Annotated in this window: 20 protein-coding genes, 3 tRNA genes and 1 pseudogene; 1 reads left to right on the top strand and 23 read right to left on the bottom strand. The window is 60.6% G+C overall.

Features of this window, described 5'->3' with window-relative positions; translation table 11 throughout:
* Positions 1 to 68 precede the first annotated feature (68 nt).
* The 23 genes and pseudogenes from KI231_RS10165 to leuC form a co-directional block, all read right to left on the bottom strand.
* Positions 69 to 1,040: an XdhC family protein gene (locus KI231_RS10165; protein WP_213028137.1), complete on the bottom strand. Its 972-nt coding sequence runs from the start codon at positions 1,038 to 1,040 to the stop codon at positions 69 to 71.
* A gap of 1 nt (position 1,041) precedes the next feature.
* Positions 1,042 to 2,277, bottom strand: a complete 1,236-nt coding sequence (locus KI231_RS10160; RefSeq protein ID WP_213028136.1) for a c-type cytochrome — start codon at positions 2,275 to 2,277, stop codon at positions 1,042 to 1,044.
* A gap of 2 nt (positions 2,278 to 2,279) precedes the next feature.
* Positions 2,280 to 2,819, bottom strand: a complete 540-nt coding sequence (locus KI231_RS10155; RefSeq protein WP_201239061.1) for a (2Fe-2S)-binding protein — start codon at positions 2,817 to 2,819, stop codon at positions 2,280 to 2,282.
* Positions 2,812 to 5,643 (bottom strand): xanthine dehydrogenase family protein molybdopterin-binding subunit, encoded by a 2,832-nt coding sequence (locus KI231_RS10150; protein ID WP_213028135.1) that lies wholly within the window; start codon positions 5,641 to 5,643, stop codon positions 2,812 to 2,814. Before KI231_RS10150 ends, KI231_RS10155 begins: the two co-directional genes overlap by 8 nt.
* A gap of 486 nt (positions 5,644 to 6,129) precedes the next feature.
* Positions 6,130 to 6,206 (bottom strand) — tRNA-Asp (locus KI231_RS10145).
* A gap of 93 nt (positions 6,207 to 6,299) precedes the next feature.
* A tRNA-Asp gene (locus KI231_RS10140) sits at positions 6,300 to 6,376 on the bottom strand.
* A 56-nt stretch (positions 6,377 to 6,432) separates the two neighbouring features.
* Positions 6,433 to 6,508, bottom strand: a tRNA-Val gene (locus KI231_RS10135).
* Between the two features lie 183 nt (positions 6,509 to 6,691).
* Positions 6,692 to 7,467: pseudogene (locus KI231_RS10130) on the bottom strand (SDR family oxidoreductase).
* The gene (locus KI231_RS10125) at positions 7,464 to 8,675 is read right to left on the bottom strand and encodes an O-succinylhomoserine sulfhydrylase (protein ID WP_213028134.1); all 1,212 of its coding nucleotides are present in this window, start codon (positions 8,673 to 8,675) and stop codon (positions 7,464 to 7,466) included. Before KI231_RS10125 ends, KI231_RS10130 begins: the two are co-directional and overlap by 4 nt.
* Before the next feature lie 73 nt (positions 8,676 to 8,748).
* Complete coding sequence (gene purF / locus KI231_RS10120) at positions 8,749 to 10,254, bottom strand: amidophosphoribosyltransferase (protein WP_007956466.1); 1,506 nt, start codon at positions 10,252 to 10,254, stop codon at positions 8,749 to 8,751.
* A 41-nt stretch (positions 10,255 to 10,295) separates the two neighbouring features.
* Positions 10,296 to 10,856 (bottom strand): CvpA family protein, encoded by a 561-nt coding sequence (locus tag KI231_RS10115; protein WP_007913461.1) that lies wholly within the window; start codon positions 10,854 to 10,856, stop codon positions 10,296 to 10,298.
* 98 nt (positions 10,857 to 10,954) lie between these two features.
* Complete coding sequence (locus KI231_RS10110; protein ID WP_103304869.1) at positions 10,955 to 11,611, bottom strand: SPOR domain-containing protein; 657 nt, start codon at positions 11,609 to 11,611, stop codon at positions 10,955 to 10,957.
* Positions 11,595 to 12,902, bottom strand: coding sequence for a bifunctional tetrahydrofolate synthase/dihydrofolate synthase (gene folC, locus KI231_RS10105; protein ID WP_213028133.1), 1,308 nt, complete (start codon positions 12,900 to 12,902; stop codon positions 11,595 to 11,597). Before folC ends, KI231_RS10110 begins: the two co-directional genes overlap by 17 nt.
* Positions 12,899 to 13,819: an acetyl-CoA carboxylase, carboxyltransferase subunit beta gene (accD, locus tag KI231_RS10100; protein ID WP_103304867.1), complete on the bottom strand. Its 921-nt coding sequence runs from the start codon at positions 13,817 to 13,819 to the stop codon at positions 12,899 to 12,901. The genes folC and accD overlap by 4 nt, the downstream gene beginning before the upstream one ends.
* A gap of 204 nt (positions 13,820 to 14,023) precedes the next feature.
* Complete coding sequence (locus tag KI231_RS10095; protein ID WP_103304866.1) at positions 14,024 to 14,650, bottom strand: phosphoribosylanthranilate isomerase; 627 nt, start codon at positions 14,648 to 14,650, stop codon at positions 14,024 to 14,026.
* 65 nt (positions 14,651 to 14,715) lie between these two features.
* Positions 14,716 to 15,540: a tRNA pseudouridine(38-40) synthase TruA gene (gene truA / locus KI231_RS10090; RefSeq protein WP_034152768.1), complete on the bottom strand. Its 825-nt coding sequence runs from the start codon at positions 15,538 to 15,540 to the stop codon at positions 14,716 to 14,718.
* A 273-nt stretch (positions 15,541 to 15,813) separates the two neighbouring features.
* Entirely contained in the window at positions 15,814 to 18,480 is a 2,667-nt protein-coding gene (locus KI231_RS10085) for a motility hub landmark protein FimV (RefSeq protein WP_213028132.1), read from the bottom strand.
* A gap of 208 nt (positions 18,481 to 18,688) precedes the next feature.
* Entirely contained in the window at positions 18,689 to 19,699 is a 1,011-nt protein-coding gene (locus tag KI231_RS10080; protein ID WP_213028131.1) for an aspartate-semialdehyde dehydrogenase, read from the bottom strand.
* A 275-nt stretch (positions 19,700 to 19,974) separates the two neighbouring features.
* On the bottom strand, positions 19,975 to 21,087 hold the full coding sequence (gene asd / locus KI231_RS10075) for an aspartate-semialdehyde dehydrogenase (RefSeq protein WP_007956451.1): 1,113 nt from the start codon (positions 21,085 to 21,087) through the stop codon (positions 19,975 to 19,977).
* Between the two features lie 66 nt (positions 21,088 to 21,153).
* The gene (gene leuB, locus KI231_RS10070) at positions 21,154 to 22,236 is read right to left on the bottom strand and encodes a 3-isopropylmalate dehydrogenase (protein ID WP_213028130.1); all 1,083 of its coding nucleotides are present in this window, start codon (positions 22,234 to 22,236) and stop codon (positions 21,154 to 21,156) included.
* A gap of 57 nt (positions 22,237 to 22,293) precedes the next feature.
* Positions 22,294 to 23,061, bottom strand: coding sequence for a class I SAM-dependent methyltransferase (locus KI231_RS10065; RefSeq protein WP_213028129.1), 768 nt, complete (start codon positions 23,059 to 23,061; stop codon positions 22,294 to 22,296).
* A gap of 145 nt (positions 23,062 to 23,206) precedes the next feature.
* A complete protein-coding gene (gene leuD / locus KI231_RS10060) occupies positions 23,207 to 23,851 on the bottom strand; it encodes a 3-isopropylmalate dehydratase small subunit (protein WP_007913445.1) in 645 nt (214 codons plus the stop codon).
* A gap of 11 nt (positions 23,852 to 23,862) precedes the next feature.
* Positions 23,863 to 25,281, bottom strand: coding sequence for a 3-isopropylmalate dehydratase large subunit (gene leuC, locus KI231_RS10055; protein WP_103304861.1), 1,419 nt, complete (start codon positions 25,279 to 25,281; stop codon positions 23,863 to 23,865).
* A 140-nt stretch (positions 25,282 to 25,421) separates the two neighbouring features.
* Between leuC and KI231_RS10050 the strand changes: the two genes are divergently transcribed.
* The gene (locus KI231_RS10050) at positions 25,422 to 26,312 is read left to right on the top strand and encodes a LysR family transcriptional regulator (protein WP_201239074.1); all 891 of its coding nucleotides are present in this window, start codon (positions 25,422 to 25,424) and stop codon (positions 26,310 to 26,312) included.
* Positions 26,313 to 26,378 lie beyond the last annotated feature (66 nt).

Below are 26,378 nucleotides of genomic sequence, written 5' to 3'. Positions count from 1 at the left end.
AAGAAGGGACTGCTGCGCAGTCCATCGGGGATAAATCCCCTCGCCACAAGTAGATATATACGCCCGTATCAGAGTTGGTCCCGGGCAATCCCGCTACGAATCCGCAGGATGTCGGCCAGCACCGCCAAGGCGATTTCCGCAGGCGTTTTGCTGCCAAGGTTCAGTCCGATCGGCGCATGAATCCGCGCCAGCTCGCCCTCCCCCAGACCACCAATCCGCCGCAGACGCTCGAAGCGCTTCTGCGATGTTTGCTGTGAGCCCATCACGCCAATGTAGAACGCTTCGGTACGCACCGCCTCCATCATCGCCAGATCGTCGATGCGCGGATCGTGGGTCAGCGCCACCACCGCCGTGTCGCGATGGCAGCCACCGTCGGCAATAAATACCGAAGGCAATTGCCGACGCACCTCCACGCCATTGAGCACCACACCTTCGAGCACCTCATCGCGCGGATCGCAGAGAATCACCTCAAACCCAAGGCCGACGGCAAACTCGGCACACGCCTGCGCCACACTGGAGTACCCGGCGAGCAACAAGCGTTGCGCCGCACCGACACGAATGCGCACCCGATCGATCTCACGTTCGATGCGCGCCCCCTGCTCACGATCAGTGAACAGACTGCGCGCACCACTGGCCAGATCGACCTCACGGATCAAGCGACGCTGACCGAGCAGCGCCGACTCCAGTTCACGCAGATGCGCCTGAACATCACAATCAGCGTCAAATTTCTCAACCAGCACATCGAGGATGCCGCCACAGGGCAGGCTGACCCGCGAGCGCGGATCATCGCCTTCCCCATAACGCACGACGTTGACCGCATCGAGAAACGCACCTTCGGCAACGCGCTCGAGAAAATCTTCTTCGACGCAACCACCCGACAGCGACCCGATCCACTGCCCGCCGTCGTTCACCGCCAGCAGCGAACCCGGCGCTCGCGGCGCCGAGCCGTAGGTGGTCAGCACGGTGCAGAGCCAGATGCGCTGCCCCGCCACCGACCACTCCAGCGCCCGTCGCACAACCTGTAGATCGAGATGCTGCATGTCAGTGCGCCTTGTGCTCGATGGGCGGTGCATCAGCCTGCAACTTCTGCACCTCGCTCACCGCCAGCTCGGCGGACTGGCCACCCCAACCCTGACGCAGGTAGTTGAGCAGATCTGTCAGCTGTTCAGGACTGAGCTTGTCGGCAAAACCCGGCATTGGTTGCATGTGCTCGAAGCCTGCGAACTTCTGTTCGCCGATACCGTCCTCGATCACCCGCAGCAGGTTGCGCGGGTCTTCCAGGCGCAGCGTGGTGTTGCCGCGCATGGCCACGGCGATATGCGGTTTGCCTTCGCCACCGGCGGCGTGGCAACCGGCGCAGACGTTCAAGTATTCCTGACGGCCGCGCTGGGCACTCGCGCTGAGCTTGTCCACGGGCACTTCGACGAGTTCTTTGGCTGCCGGCGGTTTATCGCCGAGCAGGAAAGTTGCCATCGCTGCCAGATCGGTATCGTTCAGGCCCTGAGTGCTGTTGTGGAACACCGGGAACATCTCGTTGAACATCGTCCCCTGCGCACTCATGCCGTGCTTGAGGAACGTGCTCAGATCCTGCTCATTCCAGCCGCGAGCGGCCAGATCGGTGGCCAGAAGGCTTGGTGCCAGATAACCATTGAGAATGCCGCCAGTGAGGCGTTTATCCAACTGCATCGCGCCCGGCAGGCCGCGTGGCGTGTGGCATTCACCGCAGTGGCCGAGGACTTCGACCATGTACTGGCCGCGTTTCCAGGCGTCGCTTTTGCCTTCCGCCGGCTCCAGTTTCAACGCTTTGCCGTACATGATGTTCCAGCCGATCAGGCCCGGACGCACGTTGAACGGAAAGCTCAGGCTGGTGACCGGGGCTGGGCGCTCGATCGGCTCGATGGTTTTCAGGTACGCATGGATCGCATCCGAATCTGCACGCGGCATCAGGTGATACGAGGTATACGGCATCGCCGGATAGAGGTTCGCGCCATCGCGACGCTTGCCTTCGGTCAGCGCAGCGAAGAACTCGTCATCGTTATACAAACCGATACCGTGTTCTTTGCTCGGGGTGATGTTGGTGCCGTAGATCGTGCCGAACGGCGACACGATCGGCAGACCACCCGCAAATGGCGCGCCACCCGGAGCGGTATGGCAAGCCATGCAGTCAGCCGCGCGAGCGAGATACTCGCCGCGCTTGACCTGATCATCAGCGTGAGCAAATACCAGCGGCGCAGCCAACCCGACCGCCAGGGTCAGGCGGGTCAGTAATAGCTTCATGCTTAACCCTCCTTGACCAGGCCGAGATCGGTCAGCACGTTGCGGGTGGCGTTGTAATAACGCACGTACCCGGTGCAACGGCAGACGTGATGGCCGAGGCTGTCCTCGATGACTTGTTCCAGTTTGCTTTTGACGATCGGCTGGCGTTGCAGCTTTTCCACCAGCACGGTCGCGGCGTTGACGAAGCCCGGCGCGCAGTAGCTGCACTGGAAAGCGAATTCGTCGACGAAGCGTTGCTGGATCGGGTTCAGCTCGGTGACCTGGCCCTGCTCATCGCGGCTTGCATGACCTTCGATGGTGCGGACTTTCTTGCCTTCGAAGTAATGCGCGCCGGTGATGCAGGTGCGCACTTCTTCGCTGGTGCCGTCAGGGTTATCGACGATCACCACACAGGCGTGGCAGATGCCCTGGCCGCAGCCCAGGCGCGAACCGGTGAGGTTCTTGTATTCGTGCAGGTAGTCGATCATCGGCAGGTCATCAGGGATGTCCACCGGGCCGACGGATTGACCATTGAGGGTCAGTTGAAGCGGACGGTTAGCCATTGAGGGCCTCCTTGATGCGCGTAGCAGTGATAGGCAGATCGCGAACACGTTTACCGATGGCGTGCGCCACGGCGTTACCGATGGCACCGACGATCGGGATCATCACCACTTCGGCGATGCCTTTGGACGGGTCGCTTGGCGACAGCGCCGGGAGAATCTCCGACGTCTGTTTCCACACCGCAACGTGGCGCGCCATCGGCAGGCGATAACGGTTGAAGTTCCAGTCACCCTCCCCCGGCCCGCCTTCGTACAGCGGCATTTCTTCCATCAAGGCGTGACCGATGCCCATGGCGATACCGCCTTCCATCTGACCCTTGACCAGCTCTTCGACCAGCACACGGCCGCACTCGACCCACGAATGGTGGTTGAGCACTTCGACTTCCGCCGAGCCCTTGTTGACCTTCAGTTCGACCAGCGTCGCGACCGGGCTGTAGTAAGTCACGGCAGCGTTGTTCAGCTGAGTGGCTGGATAGCTGATGTTCTGGCGATCGAGCAGGTGGAAACCGGCAGTGCTCATCAGCGCTTGCTTGGCTTTTGGTGCGCCATCGCCGTACTTCACCGCCAGACCGTCGAGCGGCAGACGCTCTTTCACGCCGTCGATGCTGTATTCGGCCTCAGCCCAGCTCCAACGGTTGAAACCGTGCACCGTGGCAGCGGTGACCAGACCGCGCTCGTGAGCACGCTTGGCCAATTCTTCGAAACTCAGCGGCTGCATGCCGTTGGCGGTGAGTTTGCCGTCGACCCAATGCGCATCTTCGCGACGTACCACGTAAGGGTTGGCCTGGCCACCGAACGGACCCTGACGCCAGATCTCCAGCGCCGCCGGCCACAAGCCGTGGTTGAACAACACACGCGCCGCTTCACGGGTGGCGTGGCTGAAGTAGTAGGCCGAGTTGGTCGCCGACGAGGCCGAAGCCAATTTGCCGACCCAGCGCGGGTTACGCAGCAGGTTGTCCTGTTCGGCCTGAGTCATGATGTAAGGGTTGCCGCTGGTGATCAGCTGCATTTCCTTCCATTCGGTTTCGCCGGTCTTCACTTCGTGCGCCGGGTTGCCGAGGAAATCGGCGACCACCAAGGCTTGCGAAGTGGACATGCCGGTGCCGATCTCGATACCGATGTGGCGCAGGCTGATGCGACCTTCAGCGGTGAACTCGATGCTGGCCATCGGCGCTTCGGAACCGGTGCCGAAGTCTTTCTGGCAGATGGCAAAACCGACGCCGTACCAGTTGTCCGGGTCGGCCGCTTCGCGCTGCTTCTTGATTGCGTCGCGGTTCTTCCAGACTTCGTGCACCGAGGCTTTGTCGAGGATCTCGTGCAGGCGCAACGCACCGGCCGGGATCGCGCCCTGGGTGTTTTTCATGCCGGAACGCAGGGCGTTCTTGCGGCGCAGGTCGATCGCGTCGACCCCCAGACGATTGGCGATTTCGTCGACCATCATTTCGGTCGACGCCATGCTCTGCAGGGTGCCGTAACCGCGCATCGAGCCGGCTTCAACACCACGCGAGTGGTAAGCAGTGACTTGCAGATCGTTCTGCGGCATGTAGTAGATCGACTGTGCGGCCGTGGCACCAACGGCAGCTACCGACGGGCTGTAGTTGATCCGGCCACCACCGTCGACGCTCATTTCTGCGCGGAAAATCTTGAAGCTGTAGTCGTTTTTGTCCACAGCCAACTGGTAGCGGATGTCGAACGGGTGACGCTTGATACCACTCTGGAATTGCTCGTAGCGGTCGTTCGCCAGGCGAATCGGTACACCGGCGCCATACAGCGCCGCGAGGGCTGCGTAATAGACAAAGATGTTGTGGTCTTTGGATCCGTAACCGACGGTGTAACCCGGGTGCATGTTCAGGTTGGCAAGGCCGAAGCGCGACGGCGCGATCATTTTCGCGGTCTCGGTCGCCGCTTCCAATGGGCACTGAGTGGCCACGACGAAGTGCAGGGTTTTGGTCGCTGGCTCGTACCAGCCGTTGCCGTTGTCCGGCTCCATCGCTGCCGGTTCGATCGACGGGGTCTTGTAGCGCTCGTCGAACACCAGCCAGTTGTCCGGCGGCGTGTCGATCTCTTTCTTCATGCGGTCGGCGTAGAACAAACCGCGCTCGGTCAGGTTGCCGTGCAGGTTCGGCTGGGAATTCCACACCGGACGACGGTTTTTCAGCATCGGGAACAGGATCGAGTCCTTGAGGCTGGCGAACTCATCTTCGTCGGCCGAGGTCGGGCCCCCCACGCGCACGTAGCGGAAGCTGCCATACGGGTCGCCTTCGTAGTACGGCACTTGGGCACCGTAACGAATCGCCTTGTCATTGAATTTGAGTTTGTTCTTGGCCTGACGGAAACGCTCGAAGTCATTCCAGATCAGGATCGCCACCGGGTGACCGATAAACATCGGCACTTTGCCGACCGGCAGCAATGGGTCCGGTGCGTGCTCCTCCGGGAAGACGATACCGTCCTTGTCCAGGTCTGCGGCGGTGACGATGCGGTCAGGTTGCAAGTCGGCGCCGAGCCACGACAAATCGTAGCCGTCGTAGATACGATCGGCCTTGATGGTTTTCAGCAACATGGCGTGGCCTTGCTGCTCGGGCCAGCCCGGCATGTCCTTGGAACGGATGTCGCGGGCAAACACCTTGCTGCCGCAGACCTTCGACAAGGCATCGTTACGCTGGCGCGCCTTGCCGTTGTTGCCGAGCCACTTCTCGGACGGCACGGTGACGCTGTTTTCCATCAAGGCAGCCAGCGCCTGACTGCTGAGCGGCGTGAGCGTGACGCTCACACCCGCCACCAGCCCGCCCTGGAGGAACGAGCGCCGGGATATTTCACGGTTGGACATGGATCATCCTCTGGGCGGTTATACGTCCGCCCTTCTGGTTATCTACTGGGAATCTCGAGTCTTGCAGAAGCTCTTTCTGGCGAAGCAAAGAGCTGTGTTGACAGTGCAAAGCTGACCGAAAGGTTAACTTTAAAGGTTTCTGGGCTCGCAGCAAACAACCAGTTACAAAAATTTGACTAAAGAATCAAAAAATCAATGCGACGTGGCACCGCAGCAGATCGCTGAACATATCGACCCCCTTGTGGGAGCGAGCCTGCTCGCGAAAGCGTTCTTCCAGCCAATACTGATTTAGAACGTGCCGACGCCTTCGCGAGCAGGCTCGCTCCCACAGGGATTTGCGCTGGATTAAGAAGGGAGGAAAAGAGGAAAAGCCAAATTTCAGACACAAAAAACCCCGGTCTTTCGACCAGGGTCTTTGCTATCGGATCCGACTCAGCGAAGCTGACTTCGGTGCTTCAAGGCGTTCAGTGGTCCTTGAAGCAGATATGGCGCAGCGGACGGGACTCGAACCCGCGACCCCCGGCGTGACAGGCCGGTATTCTAACCGACTGAACTACCGCTGCGTATCGCTTTGAGCTTGCGCTCAAGTAACTCGTTTTGATTGAAAGCTTCGGTGCTTTGCAATCGCGAGCCAGACGCGTCTGACTCGTAAAATATGGCGCAGCGGACGGGACTCGAACCCGCGACCCCCGGCGTGACAGGCCGGTATTCTAACCGACTGAACTACCGCTGCGCGTCGGTGCAGGCACTTTCAGCCTACGCTCTTGCTTACGCAAGTATCTCGGGGAGTGGTGGGTGATGACGGGATCGAACCGCCGACATTCTGCTTGTAAGGCAGACGCTCTCCCAGCTGAGCTAATCACCCGTTTGCATCTCCGAGGCCGCGAAATTTACGCAGGTAGCGAACCTAAGTCAATAGCAGGATTGAAGTTTTTTTCAAAAACAGTTTTTAGCGGCAAGTCTCAAGCTGCAAGCAAAAGCATAAACATCCAAAGCAGAGACACCGCGATCTCGCTTCAACTTGCAGCTCGACGCTTGCAGCTGGCTCTCACTGCTTGTAAATCATCTTCTTGGTCATGCCGCCGTCAACGACGAACTCCTGCCCGGTGACAAACCCGGCATTGCGCGACAACAGCCACGCCACCATCGCCGCCACGTCCTCGACCGTCCCTACCCTGCCCGCCGGGTGCTGAGCATGATCGGCATCCGCCAGTGGCTCGGCACGACGCGCCGACGGATCCCGCGCATCGATCCAGCCCGGGCTGACCGCATTGACGCGAATCTCCGGCCCGAGACTGATCGCCAACGCATGCGTCAGCGCCAACAATCCCCCTTGCTCGCTGCATAAGCCTCGGTATCCGGCTCCGACTGCCCGGCCCGAGTCGACGCCAGATTGACGATCGACCCGTTGTGCGCCCGCAGATAAGGCGCACAGTGTTTGGCGAGCAACATCGGGCCACTGAGGTTCACCGCCAGCACTCGATTCCAGTAAGCCAGATCAAGGCTTTCCAGAGTGATGTTATGCGGATCGGCCACGGCTGCGTTGCACACCAACGCATCGAGACGACCAAACTGCCCCAGCACTTCGGCCACGCCAAGCGCGACCTGCCCCTCATCCGCCACATCCATGGCGATGAACCAGGCGTTTTCGCCCAGCACCTTCGCCACTTTCGACCCGCGCGCACGATCCAGATCTGTCAGCACCACCTGCCAGCCTTCGCTGATCAGCCACGCCGCAATCCCCAGACCGATGCCGCGCGCAGCACCCGTGACCAGTGCAACGCGACCATGGGTAGCCGCTTTCGGAGTGGACAACTCGATCACAGCGCTGCCAGACCGCGCGCCAGATCGGCTTGCAGGTCGGCGACGTCTTCCAGGCCGACCGCGATACGGATCAGGCTGTCGCGAATGCCCGCCGCTTCACGCTCCTGAGGCGCCAGACGACCGTGGGATGTGGTGCTCGGGTGGGTGATGGTGGTTTTGCTGTCGCCGAGGTTGGCGGTGATCGAAATCAGACGAGTCGCATCGATAAAGCGCCAGGCGCCCTCTTTGCCGCCCTTGACCTCAAAGCTCACCACGGCACCGAAGCCTTTCTGCTGACGCTGGGCCAGTTCATGCTGCGGATGGCTCTTGAGGCCGGCGTAGTGCACTTTCTCGATACCGTCCTGCTGCTCCAGCCATTCGGCCAGTTGCTGAGCGTTGGCGCAGTGCGCCTTCATCCGCAGGTTCAGGGTTTCCAGACCCTTGAGGAAGATCCACGCGTTGAACGGGCTCAGGGTCGGGCCGGCGGTGCGCAGGAAACCGACAATTTCTTTCATCTGCTCGCTACGACCGGCCACCACGCCGCCCATGCAACGGCCCTGGCCGTCGATGAACTTGGTTGCCGAGTGCACAACGATGTCCGCGCCCATTTTCAGCGGCTGCTGCAACGCAGGCGTGCAGAAGCAGTTGTCCACCACCAGCATCGCGCCTTTGGCGTGAGCGATTTCTGCCAGCGCGGTGATGTCCACCAACTCAGCCAGCGGATTGGAAGGCGACTCGACAAAGAGCAGTCTGGTGTTGGATTTGATTGCCGCATCCCAACCTGACAGATCGGCCAAAGGCACGTAATCGACTTCCACGCCGAAGCGCTTGAAATACTTCTCGAACAGGCTGATGGTCGAACCGAACACACTGCGCGAAACCAGCACGTGATCGCCGGCACTGCACAGGCTCATCACCACCGCCATGATCGCGGCCATGCCAGTGGCGGTAGCAACCGCCTGCTCGGCACTTTCCAGCGCGGCAATGCGCTCTTCGAACGCACGCACGGTCGGGTTGGTGTAACGCGAGTACACGTTGCCCGGTACTTCGCCGGCGAACCGTGCGGCCGCATCGGCGGCGGTGCGGAACACGTAGCTGGAGGTGAAGAACATCGGATCACCGTGCTCGCCTTCCGGCGTACGGTGCTGACCGGCACGTACGGCCAGGGTATCGAACGCTACGCCTTCGAGGTCGCTGTCCAGCCGACCGGCATCCCATTCCTGACTCATGCTGTCACTCCTTGCCCTGTTCTCGAAAAATAAAAGTCAGATACAAAACCGGCCCCTCAGGGCCGGTAATCACTCAATTGTTGTACAGATCGATGATCGCACTGACCGCCTGGGTCTTGACCTTCGAGGCATCGTTGCGTGCCTGTTCGATCTTGTTCAGGTAAGCCTCGTCGACGTCGCCGGTGACGTACTTGCCATCGAACACTGCGCAATCGAAGTTCTCGATCTTGATCTTGCCGCCACCCACCGCTTCGATCAAGTCAGGCAAGTCCTGATAGATCAGCCAGTCAGCGCCGATCAGATCTGCCACGTCCTGAGTCGAACGATTGTGCGCGATCAGTTCGTGAGCGCTCGGCATGTCGATGCCGTAGACGTTCGGGAAGCGTACAGCCGGAGCCGCCGAGCAGAAGTAGACGTTTTTCGCGCCGGCTTCACGGGCCATCTGGATGATCTGCTTGCAAGTGGTACCGCGTACGATCGAGTCGTCGACCAGCATCACGTTCTTGCCGCGGAATTCCAGCTCGATGGCGTTGAGCTTCTGGCGTACCGACTTTTTGCGAGCGGCCTGGCCCGGCATGATGAAGGTCCGGCCGATGTAACGGTTCTTGACGAAACCTTCGCGGAATTTCACGCCCAGATGGTTGGCCAGCTCCAGCGCTGCGGTGCGGCTGGTGTCCGGAATCGGGATCACCACGTCGATGTCGTGTTCCGGACGCTCGCGCAGGATCTTCTCGGCGAGCTTCTCACCCATGCGCAGACGGGCCTTGTAGACCGACACGCCGTCGATGATCGAATCCGGACGCGCCAGGTAGACGTGTTCGAAGATGCATGGAGTCAGGGACGGATTGGTCGCGCACTGACGGGTGTGCAGCTTGCCGTCTTCAGTGATGTAGACCGCTTCGCCCGGTGCCAGGTCGCGAATCAGGGTGAAACCGAGCACGTCCAGCGAAACGCTTTCCGAGGCGATCATGTACTCGACGCCTTCGTCGGTGTGACGCTGGCCGAAAACGATCGGGCGGATGCCGTGCGGGTCGCGGAAACCGACGATGCCGTAACCGGTGACCATGGCCACTACCGCATAACCACCGACGCAACGGTTGTGCACGTCGGTCACGGCGGCAAACACGTCTTCTTCGGTCGGCTGCAGCTTGCCGCGCTGGGCCAGCTCGTGGGCGAACACGTTGAGCAGCACTTCCGAGTCGGAACTGGTGTTGACGTGACGCAGATCGGATTCGTAGATCTCTTTGGCCAACTGCTCAACGTTGGTCAGGTTACCGTTGTGCGCCAGGGTAATGCCGTAAGGCGAGTTGACGTAGAACGGTTGGGCTTCGGCCGAAGTCGAGCTGCCCGCGGTCGGGTAACGGACGTGACCGATACCCATGTGGCCGACCAGACGCTGCATGTGACGCTGCTGGAACACGTCACGCACCAGGCCATTGTCCTTGCGCAGGAACAACCGGCCATCATGGCTGGTCACGATACCGGCAGCGTCCTGGCCGCGGTGCTGGAGCACGGTTAGCGCGTCATACAGCGCCTGATTGACGTTCGACTTACCGACGATACCGACGATGCCACACATGCGACGCAACCCCTACTTAATGGATCTGAACTGAACAACACTCACTGAGGCGTTTTGGCCGACGGCAAGAGTTGCTCCTTGAACGGAATATCAGCGGGTACGCTGATTCCGCTGGCAAGCCACTGACTGCTCCACCCGAGAATCAGGTTTTTGGACCAGTCGGCGACCAATAGAAACTTTGGCACGAGCTGTGATTCTTTCCACCACCCGTCCTGCTGTACCGGCCCCAGGCTCAACAGCCCGACCGCCACGACCACCAGCAACACGCCACGCGCAGCGCCGAAGGCCATGCCGAGGAATCGATCGGTCCCGGACAACCCGGTGACGCGAACCAACTCGCCGATAAGATAATTGATCATTGCGCCCACGATCAGTGTGGCGACAAACATGATGGCACAGCCCGCGATCACGCGAGCCGATGGGGTTTCGATGTATCCGGCGAGGTACTCGGACAGTGAGCCACCGAACATCCAGGCGACGACTCCTGCGATGATCCAGGTCACCAGCGATAATGCCTCCTTGACGAAGCCGCGGCTCAAACTGATCAAAGCGGAGATGGCGATGATTGCAACGATCGCCCAGTCAACCCAGGTAAATGGCACAGTGCAGCCTACAGACGGATAAGGCGGCGCATTTTAGCAGAGCGCATGGCTGTCGGTAAGCTGCGATTTTCAGTGCATTTCAATCGAAGTGATAGTTTTCAGCCGCGCTCGGGCTGGAAGCGCACGACAAAACCCTTGAGGTTCTGCTGACGACCCAACAGATCACGCAGACGATCGGCTTCGGCGCGCTCGATCAGTGGACCGACGAACACCCGGTTCTTGCCATCGGCAGAACGGATGTAGGCGTTATAACCCTGGCTGCGCAGGGTTTTCTGCAGGCTTTCAGCACTGGCGCGACTCGACAGGCTGGCCAGTTGCACCGACCAGCTGACCGACAGACCGTTGGCATCGACGCGACTTTGCGTGGTGTCAGGCCTGGACGATGCAGCGGCGATAGGCTGCGCAGGCGCCGGAATCGGCTTGGCCACCGCAGGCGGCGCTGCAGGTTTGACGATGGCGATGGGGGCAGCGGGCGCTGGCGTCGGAGCAACCGGGACAGCAGGCGCAGTGTCTTCTGCGACGTCTTCATCCGTCGGCACCGGCTCTTGCGGCAAGGCCTGCGGCTCGGGAACGGCCACGGTTTCCATCTGCACTTGCGGCACGACAGGTGCGTGCGGCGCGGCGGGCGCATCGACAGTCACCTGACGCTGCTCATCCTGGCGGGAAAACAGCATTGGCAGGAAGATCACCGCCAGCGCCACCAGCACCAGGGCACCGACCATGCGCTGCTTGTACGCTTTATCCAGCAAAGCCATTTGCCGCTTCCTCCGTGGAGCGCCGGGCCAGCCATTCAAGGGCCTCGGCGACACAATAAAATGATCCGAACAACAGAATCTCGTCGTCACTGGTTGCTACTGCACACTGCCCTTCCAGAGCGGCGGCAACACTGTCGTAAGACGTGACCGATGCGCCAAGGTTCTGCAATGCAGCGTCTAATTCTGCAACCGGACGAGCGCGCGGCGAATCCAGCGGCGCTACGGCCCAGTGCTCGACACTAGCATTCAATTCGCCGATAACACCATCCAGATCCTTGTCCGCCAGCAGTCCAAACACCGCCAGACGCTTGCCGACCGGCGGTCGCGAGGCCAGACGGCGGGCCAGATACTCCGCCGCGTGCGGGTTATGACCCACATCCAGCAGCAGGTTCAGGCGTTTGCCATCGAATTCGAACGAACGGCGATCCAGACGTCCGACTACGCGAGTCCCCTGCAGAGCCGCAATAATCTGTTGCGCCTCCCATGGCAAACCGAGCAACAGATAGGCCTGCAACGCCAGCGCGGCGTTTTCCATCGGCAGATCGAGCAGCGGCAAATCGTGCAGCTCGACAACCTGCCCCTGCGCGTCGGTACCGCGCCACTGCCAATGTTGATCGGTGATACCGAGATCGAAATCACGCCCGCGCAGGAAGAACGGGCAAGCCAGTTCCCGCGCCTTGTCGAGCAACGGTTGCGGAGGATTGAGGTCACCACACAAGGCCGGTTTGCCATGGCGGAAAATCCCGGCTTTCTCGAAAGCCACGGATTCACGGGTATCACCCAGATAATCGGCGTGATCAACACCGATGCTGGTAACCAGTGCGATATCGGCATCGACCACGTTGACCGTGTCCAGACGCCCACCCAGACCGACTTCCAGCACCACGGCGTCAAGTCCGGCTTGTTGGAAAAGCCAGAACGCCGCCAGGGTGCCCATTTCGAAGTAAGTCAGGGAGGTTTCGCCGCGCCCGGCCTCGACCGCAGCAAAGGCTTCGCACAGCTGCGCGTCAGTGGCTTCGACGCCATTGAGCTGCACCCGCTCGTTATAACGCAGCAGGTGCGGGGAATTGTAGACACCAACGCTCAGGCCCTGCGCGCGCAGCAATGAAGCCACGAACGCGCAGGTCGAACCCTTGCCGTTGGTGCCGGTGACCGTAATCACCCGAGGCGCCGGCTGGCCCAGCCCCATGCGGGACGCTACCTGTTGCGAACGCTCCAGGCCCATGTCGATGGCGGACGGATGCAACTGCTCCAGGTAGGCGAGCCACTCGCCAAGGGTGCGCTCGATCATACGTTGGCAGGCACCGGCGGAACGACGATCGGCTCGATCGGCGCGGCGACGAATTTCGGCGTCGGCTTGCCGGTCATTTGTGCCAGCAGGTTACCCAGGCGCGGACGCAGCTCCTGACGATGGATGATCATGTCGATCGCACCGTGTTCCAGCAGGAACTCGCTGCGCTGGAAGCCTTCCGGCAGTTTTTCGCGAACGGTCTGCTCGATCACACGCGGACCGGCGAAGCCGATCAGGGCTTTCGGCTCACCGACGATCACGTCACCGAGCATCGCCAGACTGGCGGAAACACCACCGTAGACCGGGTCGGTCAGCACGGAGATGAACGGAATGCCTTCTTCACGCAGACGCGCCAGCACAGCCGAAGTCTTGGCCATCTGCATCAGCGAGATCAGGGCTTCCTGCATGCGCGCACCGCCGGAAGCGGCAAAGCAGATCATCGGGCAACGATTTTCCAGCGCGTAGTTGGCAGCGCGAACGAAGCGCTCGCCGACGATGGCGCCCATGGAACCGCCCATGAAGCTGAATTCGAACGCTGAAACCACCACCGGCATACCCAGCAGGGTGCCGCTGACGGAGATCAGCGCATCTTTCTCGCCGGTCTGCTTCTGGGCAGCGGTCAGGCGATCCTTGTACTTCTTGCCGTCGCGGAATTTCAGACGGTCAACCGGCTCCAGATCGGCGCCCAGTTCGTTGCGACCCTCGGCATCGAGGAAGATGTCGATGCGTGCACGTGCGCCGATGCGCATGTGGTGGTTGCACTTTGGGCAAACATCCAGGGTCTTTTCCAGCTCCGGACGGTACAGCACAGCCTCGCAGGACGGGCATTTGTGCCACAGACCTTCAGGCACCGAGCTCTTCTTGACCTCCGAACGCATGATCGAAGGGATCAGTTTGTCTACTAACCAGTTGCTCATGCTTTCTTTCTCCAGTACCGGCGGCCCGAACGCTCTGGTTCGCAGCCCCGCGTATGCCCTTCAGCTAAATTCATGTGTGTGGCGATGATGGGTGAACAGCCACGGTCAGCGCGAAACATGACCTGCGTACTGCTAACAAACCCTCAGCCGCGCCTGCTTTGTGCAAGTGCATTGATGGACGGCGGCAGACTGCCAGCCGTCACATCAATATGGAGCTTTGCGTACGGCGTCGATAAACGCCCGAACCTTCACGTGATCCTTGATGCCTTTACTCGCTTCTACCCCGCCACTGACGTCGACGGCGTAGGGTTTCACCCGGGCCACAGCGTCTGCGACATTTTCCGGGGTCAGACCGCCCGCCAGAATCAAGGGCTTGCTCAAACCTTGCGGAATCAAAGACCAGTCGAAGGCCTCGCCGGTTCCGCCGGGCACGCCTTCGACATAAGTGTCGAGCAGCACGCCACTGGCGCTTGGGTATGCATCGACGGACGCAGCGATGTCATCGCCGGCCTTGACTCGCAGCGCCTTGATGTACGGACGATGCCAGCCTTCGCACTCCTCTGCCGATTCATCACCGTGGAACTGCAACAGATCCAGTGGCACGGCATCGAGAATCTCGCCCAACTCACAGCGACTGGCGTTGACGAACAGGCCCACCGTAGTCACAAACGGCGGCAACGCCTTGATGATCGCTCGCACCTGCTGCACGTTTACCGCACGCGGACTCTTGGCGTAGAACACGAACCCGATCGCATCAGCCCCGGCTTCGACGGCTGCCAGCGCATCTTCTATGCGGGTAATCCCGCAGATCTTGCTGCGAACGGCTGACATGTCGAGAAAAACTCCAAGGTAAAATCCGGGAAAGTCCCGGATGGTAACAAAAGCGTTCGAGGGCGTCAGCCGTCAAGTTCGGAGAAACCCGTAAGGAAATGTGGCCCGATAAAACGCTCGGGCAACGGGAATTCGTCGTGATACTCGACCTGCACCAGATACAACCCGTAAGGATGCGCTGTCACACCCCCGGAGCGGCGCTCGCGGCTCTCCAGCACCTCTTTCATCCACTCGACCGGTCGCTCGCCGGCACCAATGGTCATCAGCACACCGGCAATGTTGCGCACCATGTGATGCAGAAAAGCGTTGGCGCGGATGTCGAGCACGATCATCTTGCCGTGGCGGGTCACGCGCAGGTGGTGCATCTTCTTGATCGGTGACTTGGCCTGGCACTGACCGGCACGGAAGGCGCTGAAATCATGGGTCCCGATCAGATATTGCGCGGCCTCGGCCATGCGCTCGACATCCAGCGGGCGGTGGTTCCAGGTGATTTCTTCGTTGAGGTGCGCCGGACGAATCTGATCGTTGTAGATCACGTAGCGATAACGCCGGGCGATGGCTTTGAACCGCGCATGGAAATGCGCCGGCATCACTCGCGCCCAACTGACGCTGATGTCGTGGGGCAAATTGATATTGGCGCCCATGACCCAGGCTTTCAGCGAACGATCAACCGTTGTATCGAAATGCACCACTTGGCCGCAGGCGTGCACACCAGCGTCGGTACGCCCGGCGCACTGCAGCGAGACCGGCGAGTTGGCGACTTTCGACAAGGCCTTCTCGAGCTCTTCTTGCACCGTGGCTACGCCGGTCAACTGACGCTGCCAGCCGCTGTAGCGCGAGCCTTTGTATTCAACGCCAAGCGCGACGCGGTAAAAGCCGTCGGGCGCCATTTCGGCGGCCGGGTTATCTATGTTTGCCAAGGTGAGACAGCCTGCTGTTTTTGCAAAGGCGAGCATTATAGGGCCGTGGTCAGTGGATGCCAGAGAGTTCTCTGTCGTCTGATCTGGCGCCATCGCTGGCAAGCCAGCTCCCACGGAAATTGCGTGCGCCGCCAAAACTGTGGGAGCTGGCTTGCCAGCGATGGCGATAGCTCAGGCAAACAGCATCCAGCCCAAACAAAAACGGCAGCCTCAATGGCTGCCGTTTTTTTTGTTACCGCTGAATCAAGCCAGATTCGAAAGCATTTCCTTGGCTTCGCCACGCTGCTTCTCGTCACCCTCGGTCAACACTTCGTTGAGGATGTCGCGCGCGCCGTCGTTGTCGCCCATGTCAATGTAGGCCTGGGCCAGATCGAGCTTGGTGGCGGCTTCGTCAGTACCCGCGAGGAAGTCAAAATCGTCTTCGCCCAGATCATCACCGATAGCCGCATCAGCTTCAGTAAAGGTCGGCTCGGCGATGCTTTGCGACAGACGATCCAGCTCAGCGTTGACGTCATCCAGTTCAGAAGCGAACGCATCAGGTTCAGCCGCAGGATTGCTGTCCATTTCGTCGGCCAGCGACAGATCGAAGTCGGCCGGCAGCTCCAGATCATCCTGCGGCACGTCAGCGACGACCGGCGGCTCGACCGGCGGCAGATCCTTCACGCCTTCGTCCAGATCCAGCAGGAAGTCATCGTCCGCCAGATCAACCGCTGGCGCTGGCTCGGCACCGAGGTCCAGATCCAGGTCGAAGTCCGACAGATCGTCAAGATTTTCTTTGATCTCGGTCTGCTGTTGCAGCACCGATTCGAAGCTCAGGTCATCGTCCGACGGGAACTCGTCCAGCTCGACTGGCGCTTGCGGCTCGACCACGGGCTCAGGGGTGACCGGGGTGATGTTGTCGAGATCGTCCAGACTCAGGTCGAACGCGCTGTCCAGATCATCTTCGACCGGCGCCGGAGCGGGCTCCGCTACTTCCGGCTCATCCAGCAGCAAGTCCTTGACGTACTGTGCGTCCAGCTCGGCAGCGACAGCAGCGGCAGCCAGACCGGCAGCAGCCACAACAGCCATGGCCGGGAAGCGGCTTTTCAGCTCTTCGACCTTGGCGAAGTTGTCGCCGTTGGCAACCAGTTGACGCTCTTGACCGACGAACGCATCGCGATCGCCTTGCTGACCGTAGACTTCCATCAGCTTCAGGCGCAGATCGCTACGCTGCGGCTCAAGGCTGACGCCCTCTTCCAGCAGCGCAGCCGCCTGATTCAAGCGACCGGCATTGATGTGCGACTGAGCCTTGTCCAGCACGTCATCCGAGCGATCGGCGGCCGGGGCCACCAGTGGCGCGGCAATCGGTTCAGCCATGACCACCGGCGCGACGATCGGAGCTGGAGCAGGTGCTGGCGCAGGAGCCGGTGTATTGAGCTTGACGCTGGCGGCCGGGGTTTCCAGACCTTCGAAGCTGCTTTCCGGCAGATCCTGCTCGGCGGAGAATTCTTGCTCTTCAGACAGGGCGCGAGCCATGCGCAGATGCTTCTCGGCTTCCTGCTGTGCTTTGCGACGACGGGCCAGCAGCAACAGCAAGAGCAGCAGAACCACTGCACCGCCGCCGATCAGACCCAGCAGGATCGGATTGGTCAGCAGCTCGTTGAACGTCTTCTCGTCATCGACCACAGGCTTGGGCTCGACCACCGGCGTTTCAGCGGGTGTATCGACCGGCGGCGCAATGGCGGATTCTGGCGTCGGCGAGGCCGCTTCTGCCGGCGTTGCTGGCGGTGTTGCTGGCGGTGTTGCGGCCAGTTCAGCGGTGATCGCCGGAACCGGTGCAACAGCGGCATTCGCAGCAGGCGCAGCGCCCGCCCCTTCAGCCTGCATCTTCGCCAGTTGATTGTTCTTCAGCTCGATCAGTTTTTGCAGCTTGTCCAACTGGCTTTGCAGATCGGACATGCGGCTTTTCAGTTCCTCGTTGTCACGACGAGTCGTGTCGAGGCTTTCCTGAGTCACCGCCAATTTGTTGCTCAACGCCTTGGCGTCGCCCGCCGGGCCTTTGCCACGCGCCTTGGCGCTTTCGGCGGAGACCAGGCTCAGGTTGTCGCTGGTGTTCTGCGCGGCGCCGGTGTTGGCGCGACCACGATTGGTCGCGTCGAGCTGCTGCTGACCGGTGCCAGGTTTGGCCACGTAACGACGGCCCTGACGCCAGGCTTCGTTCTGCGCCGCGACTTCAGCGATTGCCTTGGTTTGCGGCAGCGCAGTGCTTTGCACCGAATCGGGCAGACGCAGCACCTGACCGGTTTTCAGCCGGTTGATGTTGCCACCGATAAACGCATCGGGGTTCAGCGCCTGAATCGCCAGCATGGTCTGCTGCACCGAACCGCCGGTGCGCGCCTTCGCGGCGATTTCCCACAAGGTATCGCGAGGCGTTGTGGTGTATTGAGTCGGGTGCGTGGCGCCCGTGGTCGGTGCGGCAATAGTCTGCGACGGCGCCGGTTGCGCGGCCGCATCAGCGGTCTGCGGCGAGAACTTCGATGGATCCAGCAGCACACTGTAATCGCGCAGCAGGCGGCCATTGGGCCACATCACCTGCACGAGGAATTTGACCATCGGTTCCGACAGCGGCTTGCTCGACGTGACGCGCAGCACGCTTTTGCCGCTGGCGTTGAGCACCGGGGTAAAGGTCAGATCGTTGAGGAAGGCCTGGCGATCAACGCCGGCCTTGGCGAAATCTTCAGGGGAAGCCAGGCTCGGCACCACTTCGGCAGCGGTGAGATCCTTGACGTCGAGCAGCTCGATTTCAGCCACCAGCGGCTGGTTCAGGGTCGACTTCAGGGTCAGCTCCCCGAGCCCGAGGGCATGCGCCATACCGGAGGACAGCGCCGAGGCGGCCGCTATTGCTAACACCAGTTTGCGAACTTGAACCATAGCCTCATCCTTTGTTTGAACGTTCCTCGGCCAGCGAGAAGATGTTGAATACCGCTGCCGTAAGGCATTGCGCGCGACGACGACAGATGTCGCGCGCGATCATTTCTTTGATGCCCCGGAAAGTCCCGGAGGGTGAAACGTTATCGAGTGCTGCGGGCAAGCATAGCGCTCACCTAGAATCAGTCGACAAATTGTTGCCAAGTATCTTTTACAGCAGGTCTTTTATCAACAATTCGGCCACCTGCACAGCGTTAAGGGCGGCGCCTTTGCGTACGTTATCTGACGTCAGCCACAGATTAAGTTCCGCCGGGTCGTCGACACCGCTGCGCACCCGACCGACATAGACAACGTCCTGCCCTACCGCGTCACCGACTGCGGTCGGATAATCGCCGGCTTCGACCAGCTCGATACCGGGTGCATCTTCCAGTGCGGCGTTGACCTTTTCCAGGTCGACGGCCTGCGCTGACTGCAAGGTCACGCTAAAGCTATCGCCAAAAAACACCGGGGCTTGAACACAAGTTGCGGAAATCTTTAATAAAGGCTGCGCCAGCACTTGGCGCAGCTCGCGCACCAGACGCTTTTCCAGCAGCGTGTGGCCTTGCGCGTCAGGCGTACCGACCTGAGCCAGCAGGTTGAAGGCCATCTGCCGATCAAAGAATGTCGGCTCCAGTGGGCGCATGTTCAGCAGCTCGGCAGTCTGACGCGCCAGTTCGGTGACGGCCTCGCGACCCTGAGCGGAAACGGCCAGATTGGCGGTGACGTTGACGTATTGCAGGTCGATCAGATCGAGCAACGGTGCCAGCACCACGGCGAGCGTGGCGGCCGACGGGCTTGGGCTGCTGACCTGGAACGGCGCTTTCAAACCAGCGAGCACATCGGAATTGGCTTCCGGCACCACTTGCGGCGCCTGATCGGCCGGCAAGGCGCCGGACAAGTCGATAAGCGAGCAGCCGGCAGCTTGCGCGCGAGCAGCGTAGCTCAGGGTGATGGCCGGGCCGGCAGCGAAGAACACCAGTTTGACCTTGCTGAAATCGAACTCGTCGACTTCACGCACACGCACGTTCTTGTTGCGGAACAGCACCGAACTGCCGGCGGATTCGCTGCTGGCCAACAGGTGCAGATTGCCGACCGGGAAGTCGCGCTCTTCAAGAATCTGTACGAGGGTTTCGCCGACAGTACCGGTGGCGCCGATCACGGCAATATCTAGGGTCTGGGTCATGGTGCGAGCCTCTGGCGAAACGGGGGGAGCGGCACTTTACCGGGTGACTGGCGCACAGGCAATTTCTGCCGGGATTTGTGGCGCCTGTGCCGTCCCCATCGCTGGCAAGCCAGCTCCCACAGGTTTATGTGTTGTGCATAACATTTGTGGGCAACATCGACCAATGTGGGAGCTGGCTTGCCAGCGATGGGGCCAGACCCGACGACCGAGAACCATCAGGGATAAAAAAACCCGCACCTCTCACAAGGCACGGGTTCTTTCATTGCATCAAGCGATCAACGCTCCAGCAAAATCCGCAGCATGCGACGCAGCGGTTCGGCCGCGCCCCACAACAGTTGGTCGCCGACGGTGAAGGCACCGACGAATTGTGAACCCATGTTCAGCTTGCGCAGACGGCCGACCGGAACATTCAGGGTGCCGGTGACCTTGGTCGGGCTCAGCTCCTGCATGCTGATTTCGCGCTGGTTCGGCACCAGTTTGACCCAAGGGTTGTGCTGGCTGATCAGCCCTTCGATATCGGCGATCGGCACGTCTTTGTTCAGCTTGATGGTCAGCGCCTGGCTGTGGCAACGCATGGCGCCGATGCGCACGCAGATGCCGTCGACCGGGATTGGGCTCTTGAAGCGACCGAGGATCTTGTTGGTCTCGGCCTGGGCCTTCCACTCTTCACGGCTCTGGCCGTTCGGCAGTTCCTTGTCGATCCACGGGATCAGGCTGCCGGCCAGCGGTACGCCGAAGTTTTCGGTCGGGTACGCATCGCTGCGCATGGCCTCGGCAACGCGACGGTCGATGTCGAGGATCGCGCTGGCCGGATCGGCCAGTTGATCAGCGACAGCGGCGTGGGTCGCGCCCATTTGCTTGATCAGTTCACGCATGTTCTGCGCGCCGGCACCGGAAGCCGCCTGATAGGTCATGGCGCTCATCCACTCGACCAGACCGGCTTCGAACAGACCGCCCAGGCCCATCAGCATCAGGCTGACGGTGCAGTTGCCGCCGATGTAGTTCTTGGTGCCCGCGTCGAGTTGCTGGTCGATGACCTTGCGGTTGACCGGATCGAGAATGATCACTGCGTCATCGTTCATCCGCAGGCTCGAGGCCGCGTCGATCCAGTATCCCTGCCAGCCGGCTTCGCGCAGCTTCGGGAATACTTCGCTGGTGTAGTCACCGCCCTGGCAGGTCAGGATCACGTCGAGGGTCTTCAGCTCTTCAATGCTGTAAGCGTCCTTGAGCGGAGCAATGTCCTTGCCCACGGACGGGCCTTGGCCACCGACATTGGAAGTGGTGAAAAACACTGGCTCGATTAGATCGAAGTCCTGCTCTTCCAGCATCCGCTGCATGAGCACGGAACCGACCATGCCGCGCCAACCGATCAGACCTACACGTTTCATCGCAACTACACCTTCTTGAAAAGTGGGCCGCTGCTTTGTATTGAATTTCGCAGCGGGCCCGAGAGATTACAGATTCCGCAGCGCGGCGACTACTGCGTCGCCCATTTCCTGCGTACCGACTTTGGTGCAACCGGCCGAATAGATGTCGCCGGTGCGCAAGCCTTGATCAAGCACCACGCTGACCGCCTTCTCGATGGCATCAGCCGCGTCGTGCAGATTGAAGCTGTAACGCAGCATCATCGACACCGACAGAATCGTTGCCAACGGGTTGGCAATGCCTTTGCCGGCGATGTCCGGCGCCGAACCGTGGCAAGGCTCATACATGCCCTTGTTGTTCGAATCCAGCGAGGCCGACGGCAGCATGCCAATGGAGCCGGTGAGCATCGACGCTTCGTCGGACAGGATGTCGCCGAACAGGTTGTCGGTGACGATCACGTCGAACTGCTTCGGCGCGCGCACCAGTTGCATGGCGGCGTTGTCGACGTACATGTGACTCAGTTCGACTTCTGGATAGTCTTTCGCCACTTGCTCGACCACTTCACGCCACAGCTGGCTGGATGCGAGGACGTTGGCCTTGTCCACCGAGCAGAGTTTTTTGCCACGGACCATGGCCATGTCGAAACCGACGCGGGCAATGCGGCGGATTTCGCTTTCGCTGTACGGCAGGGTGTCGTAGGCCTGACGCTCGCCGCTTTCCAGGGTACGGGTGCCGCGTGGCGCGCCGAAGTAAATGCCGCCGGTCAGTTCGCGCACGATCAGGATATCCAGACCGGCAACGATTTCCGGCTTCAGGCTCGAAGCGTCAGCCAGTTGCGGATAGAGAATCGCCGGACGCAGGTTGCCGAACAGACCCAATTGCGCACGGATTTTCAGCAGACCGCGTTCAGGACGAATATCGCGCTCGATGGTGTCCCATTTCGGGCCGCCCACCGCGCCCAGCAGCACGGCGTCGGCGGCGCGGGCACGGTCGAGGGTTTCGTCGGCCAGCGGCACGCCGTGCTTGTCGATGGCGGCGCCACCGATCACGTCATGGCTCAGCTCGAAGCCCAGGCTGTACTTGTCGTTTGCCAGTTCCAGCACCTTGACCGCTTCGGCCATGATTTCCGGACCAATACCGTCGCCTGGGAGAATCAGAATCTGCTTGCTCATGCTTTCCTCGTGTCTTCAGTCGGTGCGCCGTTAACCGGCACGCCCGGAAAAATTCTTTTAGCGTTCTGCCATCAGCACGATTACATCTGTACTGAACGAACCATCGGCATCAATCTCAAAATATTCGCGCACTTCGTTGCCCATCGACTGCTGCAACTGGCGGATCGCCGCGCGCATCACTTCGGGTGTACGCATGCGCTCGACCCAACTGCTGTACTCCAGGCGCAGACGCTGCCGCGTGGTGCTGCGGGTATGCAGCCCGGCCTCGCTGACCTGACGCAACCACTCGCCAGCGGAATAATCGCGCACATGGCTGGTGTCGCGCAGCACTTCGACGCTTTGCAGGTAAGTGTCGAACAGCGGGCTGCCCGGTGACAACACGTCAACGAACGCCGCCACACCGCCCGGTTTCAGCACCCGGCGCACTTCGCGCAGTGCCACACCGAGATCGCTCCAGTGATGCGCCGAATAACGGCTGAACACGAAGTCGAACTCACCGTCGGCAAACGGCAGGCGCTCAGCGGCGCCGTTGACCGTGACAATGTTGCTCATGCCGCGATCAACGGCAGCGGCAGCGACCACGTCGAGCATTTGCTGCGACAGGTCGTAAGCGACCACTTCGTTGACCAGCGGTGCGACGTGGAAACTCACGTGGCCGGCGCCGCACCCCAGATCCAGCAGCCGGGCATTGCCCTGCCCGGCCAGTTCGGCCTGTAGCAGCGCAAATTCGGTGCCTTGAGCGTGAACGGCGCTGCTCAGGTAGGCGGCGGCCTGTTCACCGAATTGCTTCTGGACAACCTGACTGTGCTGGGCGGTGCTGGTCATGGGGACTTCCTTTGATCTTGTGGTGTCTGTTCCGGCCTCATCGCTGGCAAGCCAGCTCCCACAGGTTTTGTGAACACCGCAAATCCCTGTGGGAGCTGGCTTGCCAGCGATGGGGCCGGCCCCGACTACATCAATCTCGAATCAATCACGCGTCGCGGAACAACCAAGGCTGGCTAACGCGGTGTTTGGCCTCGAAGGTGGCAATCGCATCACCGTCCTGCAAGGTCAAACCGATATCGTCCAGACCATTCAACAGGCAGTGCTTGCGGAACGCATCGATTTCAAAGCTGTACACCTTGCCATCCGGACGGGTCACGGTCTGCGCCTGCAGATCAACCTGCAATTGATAACCCGGCTCGGCCTCGACCTGCTTGAACAGTTCATCGACTTCCGCGTCGCTCAAGATGATCGGCAACAAGCCGTTCTTGAAGCTGTTGTTGAAGAAGATGTCGGCGTAGCTCGGCGCGATGATGCTGCGGAAACCGTACTCCTCCAGTGCCCACGGCGCGTGTTCACGGCTGGAGCCGCAACCGAAGTTCTCCCGGGCCAGCAACACGCTGGCGCCTTGATAACGCTCGGCGTTGAGGACGAAGTCCTTGTTCAGCGGACGCTTGGAGTTGTCCTGATACGGCTGGCCGACATCGAGGTAACGCCATTCGTCGAACAGGTTCGGACCGAAACCGGTGCGCTTGATCGACTTCAAAAACTGTTTCGGAATGATTTGGTCGGTGTCGACGTTGGCACGATCCAAAGGCGCGACAAGACCAGTGTGCTGAGTAAAAGCTTTCATGCTGCGCTCCTTTAAATCAATTCACGAACGTCGATGAAACGACCGTTCACCGCTGCCGCAGCCGCCATGGCCGGGCTGACGAGGTGGGTACGGCCACCGGCGCCCTGACGGCCTTCGAAGTTACGGTTGGAGGTCGAGGCGCAATGCTCGCCGGACTCCAAACGGTCCGGGTTCATCGCCAGGCACATCGAGCAACCCGGCTCACGCCATTCGAAACCGGCTTCGAGGAAAATCTTGTCGAGACCTTCGGCTTCAGCCTGCGCTTTCACCAGACCCGAACCCGGCACCACGATGGCTTGCTTGATGGTCGAAGCGACTTTGCGGCCCTTGGCGATCACCGCAGCAGCACGCAAGTCTTCGATCCGCGAGTTGGTGCAGGAACCGATGAACACGCGATCCAGTTGAATGTCGGTGATCGCCTGATTGGCGGTCAAACCCATGTATTTCAGGGCGCGGACGATCGAGTCGCGTTTGACCAGATCCATCTCTTTGGCCGGATCCGGCACGTTCTGATCAACGGCCAGAACCATTTCCGGGGAAGTGCCCCAGCTGACTTGCGGCTTGATCTGCGCGGCGTCCAGTTCAACCACGGTGTCAAACTTGGCATCGGCGTCGGAGACCAAGTCTTTCCAGGCTTCGACGGCCATGTCCCATTGCGCGCCCTTCGGAGCGAACGGACGACCCTTGACGTATTCGACAGTCTTTTCGTCCGCCGCCACCAGACCCACACGGGCGCCGGCTTCGATGGACATGTTGCAGATAGTCATGCGGCCTTCGACGGACAAGTCGCGGATCGCGCTGCCGGCGAACTCGATGGCGTGGCCGTTACCGCCGGCCGTGCCGATCTTGCCGATCACGGCGAGGACGATGTCCTTGGCGGTCACACCGAACGGCAATTGCCCTTCGACGCGCACCAGCATGTTTTTCATTTTCTTGGCGACCAGGCACTGGGTGGCGAGCACGTGCTCGACCTCGGAGGTGCCGATACCGTGAGCTAGCGCGCCGAAAGCGCCGTGGGTCGAGGTGTGCGAGTCGCCGCAGACCACGGTCATGCCCGGCAAGGTTGCGCCCTGCTCCGGGCTGATCACGTGGACGATGCCTTGGCGGATGTCGTTCATCTTGAACTCGACGATGCCGTATTCATCGCAGTTGTCATCGAGGGTCTGAACCTGCAAACGCGAGACCTGATCGGCAATCGCTTCGATGCCGCCCTTGCGCTCTGGCGTGGTCGGTACGTTGTGGTCCGGGGTCGCGATGTTGGCATCGATGCGCCAAGGCTTGCGCCCGGCCAGACGCAGGCCTTCAAAGGCTTGCGGCGAGGTCACTTCATGGATGATGTGACGATCGATGTAGATCAGCGCCGAGCCATCGTCGCGCTGCTTGACCAAATGCGAATCCCAGAGCTTGTCGTAGAGCGTTTTGCCGGCCATCAGACGGTTCCTCATCAGCTTGTTTCTATGCCCTGGGCTTATCAATAACCCTTTGGCTTGTGAGGCCGATCCTATGGGGTTAGATTAAATAACTCAAATTCATATTTTTTATGCTTTGGATAACCAACTGGAATACAACCTTGGATCTGGCCAACCTCAACGCTTTTATCGCGATTGCCGAGACCGGCAGCTTCTCCGGCGCCGGCGAACGGCTGCACCTGACGCAACCGGCCATCAGCAAGCGCATTGCCGGACTGGAGCAACAACTGAAGGTGCGACTGTTCGATCGCCTCGGTCGTGAAGTCGGCCTGACCGAAGCCGGCCGCGCCCTGCTGCCGCGGGCTTATCAGATTCTCAATGTGCTGGACGACACACGTCGGGCGCTGACCAATCTGACCGGTGAAGTCAGCGGCCGGCTGACGCTGGCCACCAGTCACCACATCGGCCTGCACCGTTTGCCACCGTTATTAAGGGAATTCACCCGCCGCTACCCACAAGTCGCGCTGGATATTCAGTTCCTCGATTCGGAAGTGGCCTACGAGGAAATTCTCCATGGCCGTGCGGAGCTGGCGGTCATTACCCTGGCGCCGGAGCCGCACACGCTGGTCAAAGCCACGCCGGTCTGGGACGACCCGCTGGATTTCGTGGTCGCCCCCGAGCATTCGCTGATCAGCAATGGCGCCGTCAGTCTGGCGGACATTGCCGGTCATCCGGCGGTTTTCCCCGGCGGCAACACATTTACACACCATATTGTCCAACGATTGTTCGAGGCCCAGGGGCTGACGCCGAACATCGCCATGAGCACCAACTATCTGGAAACCATCAAGATGATGGTCTCCATCGGCCTGGCCTGGAGCGTGTTACCGCGCACCATGCTCGATGATCAGGTGGCAAGCATCGCTTTGCCGGGCATACAGCTCAGTCGCCAGCTAGGCTATATCGTGCACACCGAACGGACGCTATCGAATGCGGCAAGAGCATTTATGGCCTTGCTGGATGCTCAAATCGATCTGCCAGGGACTCTGGGCTAACTTGTGCTACTCCTATAGAGCCGCTGTCCCTGTGCCTAAAATGCCACCACCGCTCAAGGCCTGTTA

This window comes from Pseudomonas sp. Seg1 (assembly GCF_018326005.1).
Lineage (GTDB): Bacteria > Pseudomonadota > Gammaproteobacteria > Pseudomonadales > Pseudomonadaceae > Aquipseudomonas.
Note: the sequence above shows the minus strand (reverse complement) of the source record. Positions and strands in the feature narration are given on the sequence as shown.

What these genes read in the sequence shown, in the direction of transcription:
- KI231_RS10065 (WP_213028129.1), bottom strand. Translation starts at nt 23,061, where the DNA reads ATGACCAGCACCGCCCAGCACAGTCAGGTTGTCCAGAAGCAATTCGGT.
- purF (WP_007956466.1), bottom strand. Translation starts at nt 10,254, where the DNA reads ATGTGTGGCATCGTCGGTATCGTCGGTAAGTCGAACGTCAATCAGGCG.
- accD (WP_103304867.1), bottom strand. Translation starts at nt 13,819, where the DNA reads ATGAGCAACTGGTTAGTAGACAAACTGATCCCTTCGATCATGCGTTCG.
- KI231_RS10160 (WP_213028136.1), bottom strand. Translation starts at nt 2,277, where the DNA reads ATGAAGCTATTACTGACCCGCCTGACCCTGGCGGTCGGGTTGGCTGCG.
- leuB (WP_213028130.1), bottom strand. Translation starts at nt 22,236, where the DNA reads ATGAGCAAGCAGATTCTGATTCTCCCAGGCGACGGTATTGGTCCGGAA.
- truA (WP_034152768.1), bottom strand. Translation starts at nt 15,540, where the DNA reads ATGGCGCCCGACGGCTTTTACCGCGTCGCGCTTGGCGTTGAATACAAA.
- leuD (WP_007913445.1), bottom strand. Translation starts at nt 23,851, where the DNA reads ATGAAAGCTTTTACTCAGCACACTGGTCTTGTCGCGCCTTTGGATCGT.
- KI231_RS10095 (WP_103304866.1), bottom strand. Translation starts at nt 14,650, where the DNA reads ATGTCAGCCGTTCGCAGCAAGATCTGCGGGATTACCCGCATAGAAGAT.
- asd (WP_007956451.1), bottom strand. Translation starts at nt 21,087, where the DNA reads ATGAAACGTGTAGGTCTGATCGGTTGGCGCGGCATGGTCGGTTCCGTG.
- KI231_RS10165 (WP_213028137.1), bottom strand. Translation starts at nt 1,040, where the DNA reads ATGCAGCATCTCGATCTACAGGTTGTGCGACGGGCGCTGGAGTGGTCG.
- KI231_RS10150 (WP_213028135.1), bottom strand. Translation starts at nt 5,643, where the DNA reads ATGTCCAACCGTGAAATATCCCGGCGCTCGTTCCTCCAGGGCGGGCTG.
- leuC (WP_103304861.1), bottom strand. Translation starts at nt 25,281, where the DNA reads ATGGCCGGCAAAACGCTCTACGACAAGCTCTGGGATTCGCATTTGGTC.
- KI231_RS10155 (WP_201239061.1), bottom strand. Translation starts at nt 2,819, where the DNA reads ATGGCTAACCGTCCGCTTCAACTGACCCTCAATGGTCAATCCGTCGGC.
- KI231_RS10085 (WP_213028132.1), bottom strand. Translation starts at nt 18,480, where the DNA reads ATGGTTCAAGTTCGCAAACTGGTGTTAGCAATAGCGGCCGCCTCGGCG.
- KI231_RS10125 (WP_213028134.1), bottom strand. Translation starts at nt 8,675, where the DNA reads ATGAGTCAGGAATGGGATGCCGGTCGGCTGGACAGCGACCTCGAAGGC.
- KI231_RS10110 (WP_103304869.1), bottom strand. Translation starts at nt 11,611, where the DNA reads ATGGCTTTGCTGGATAAAGCGTACAAGCAGCGCATGGTCGGTGCCCTG.
- folC (WP_213028133.1), bottom strand. Translation starts at nt 12,902, where the DNA reads ATGATCGAGCGCACCCTTGGCGAGTGGCTCGCCTACCTGGAGCAGTTG.
- KI231_RS10080 (WP_213028131.1), bottom strand. Translation starts at nt 19,699, where the DNA reads ATGACCCAGACCCTAGATATTGCCGTGATCGGCGCCACCGGTACTGTC.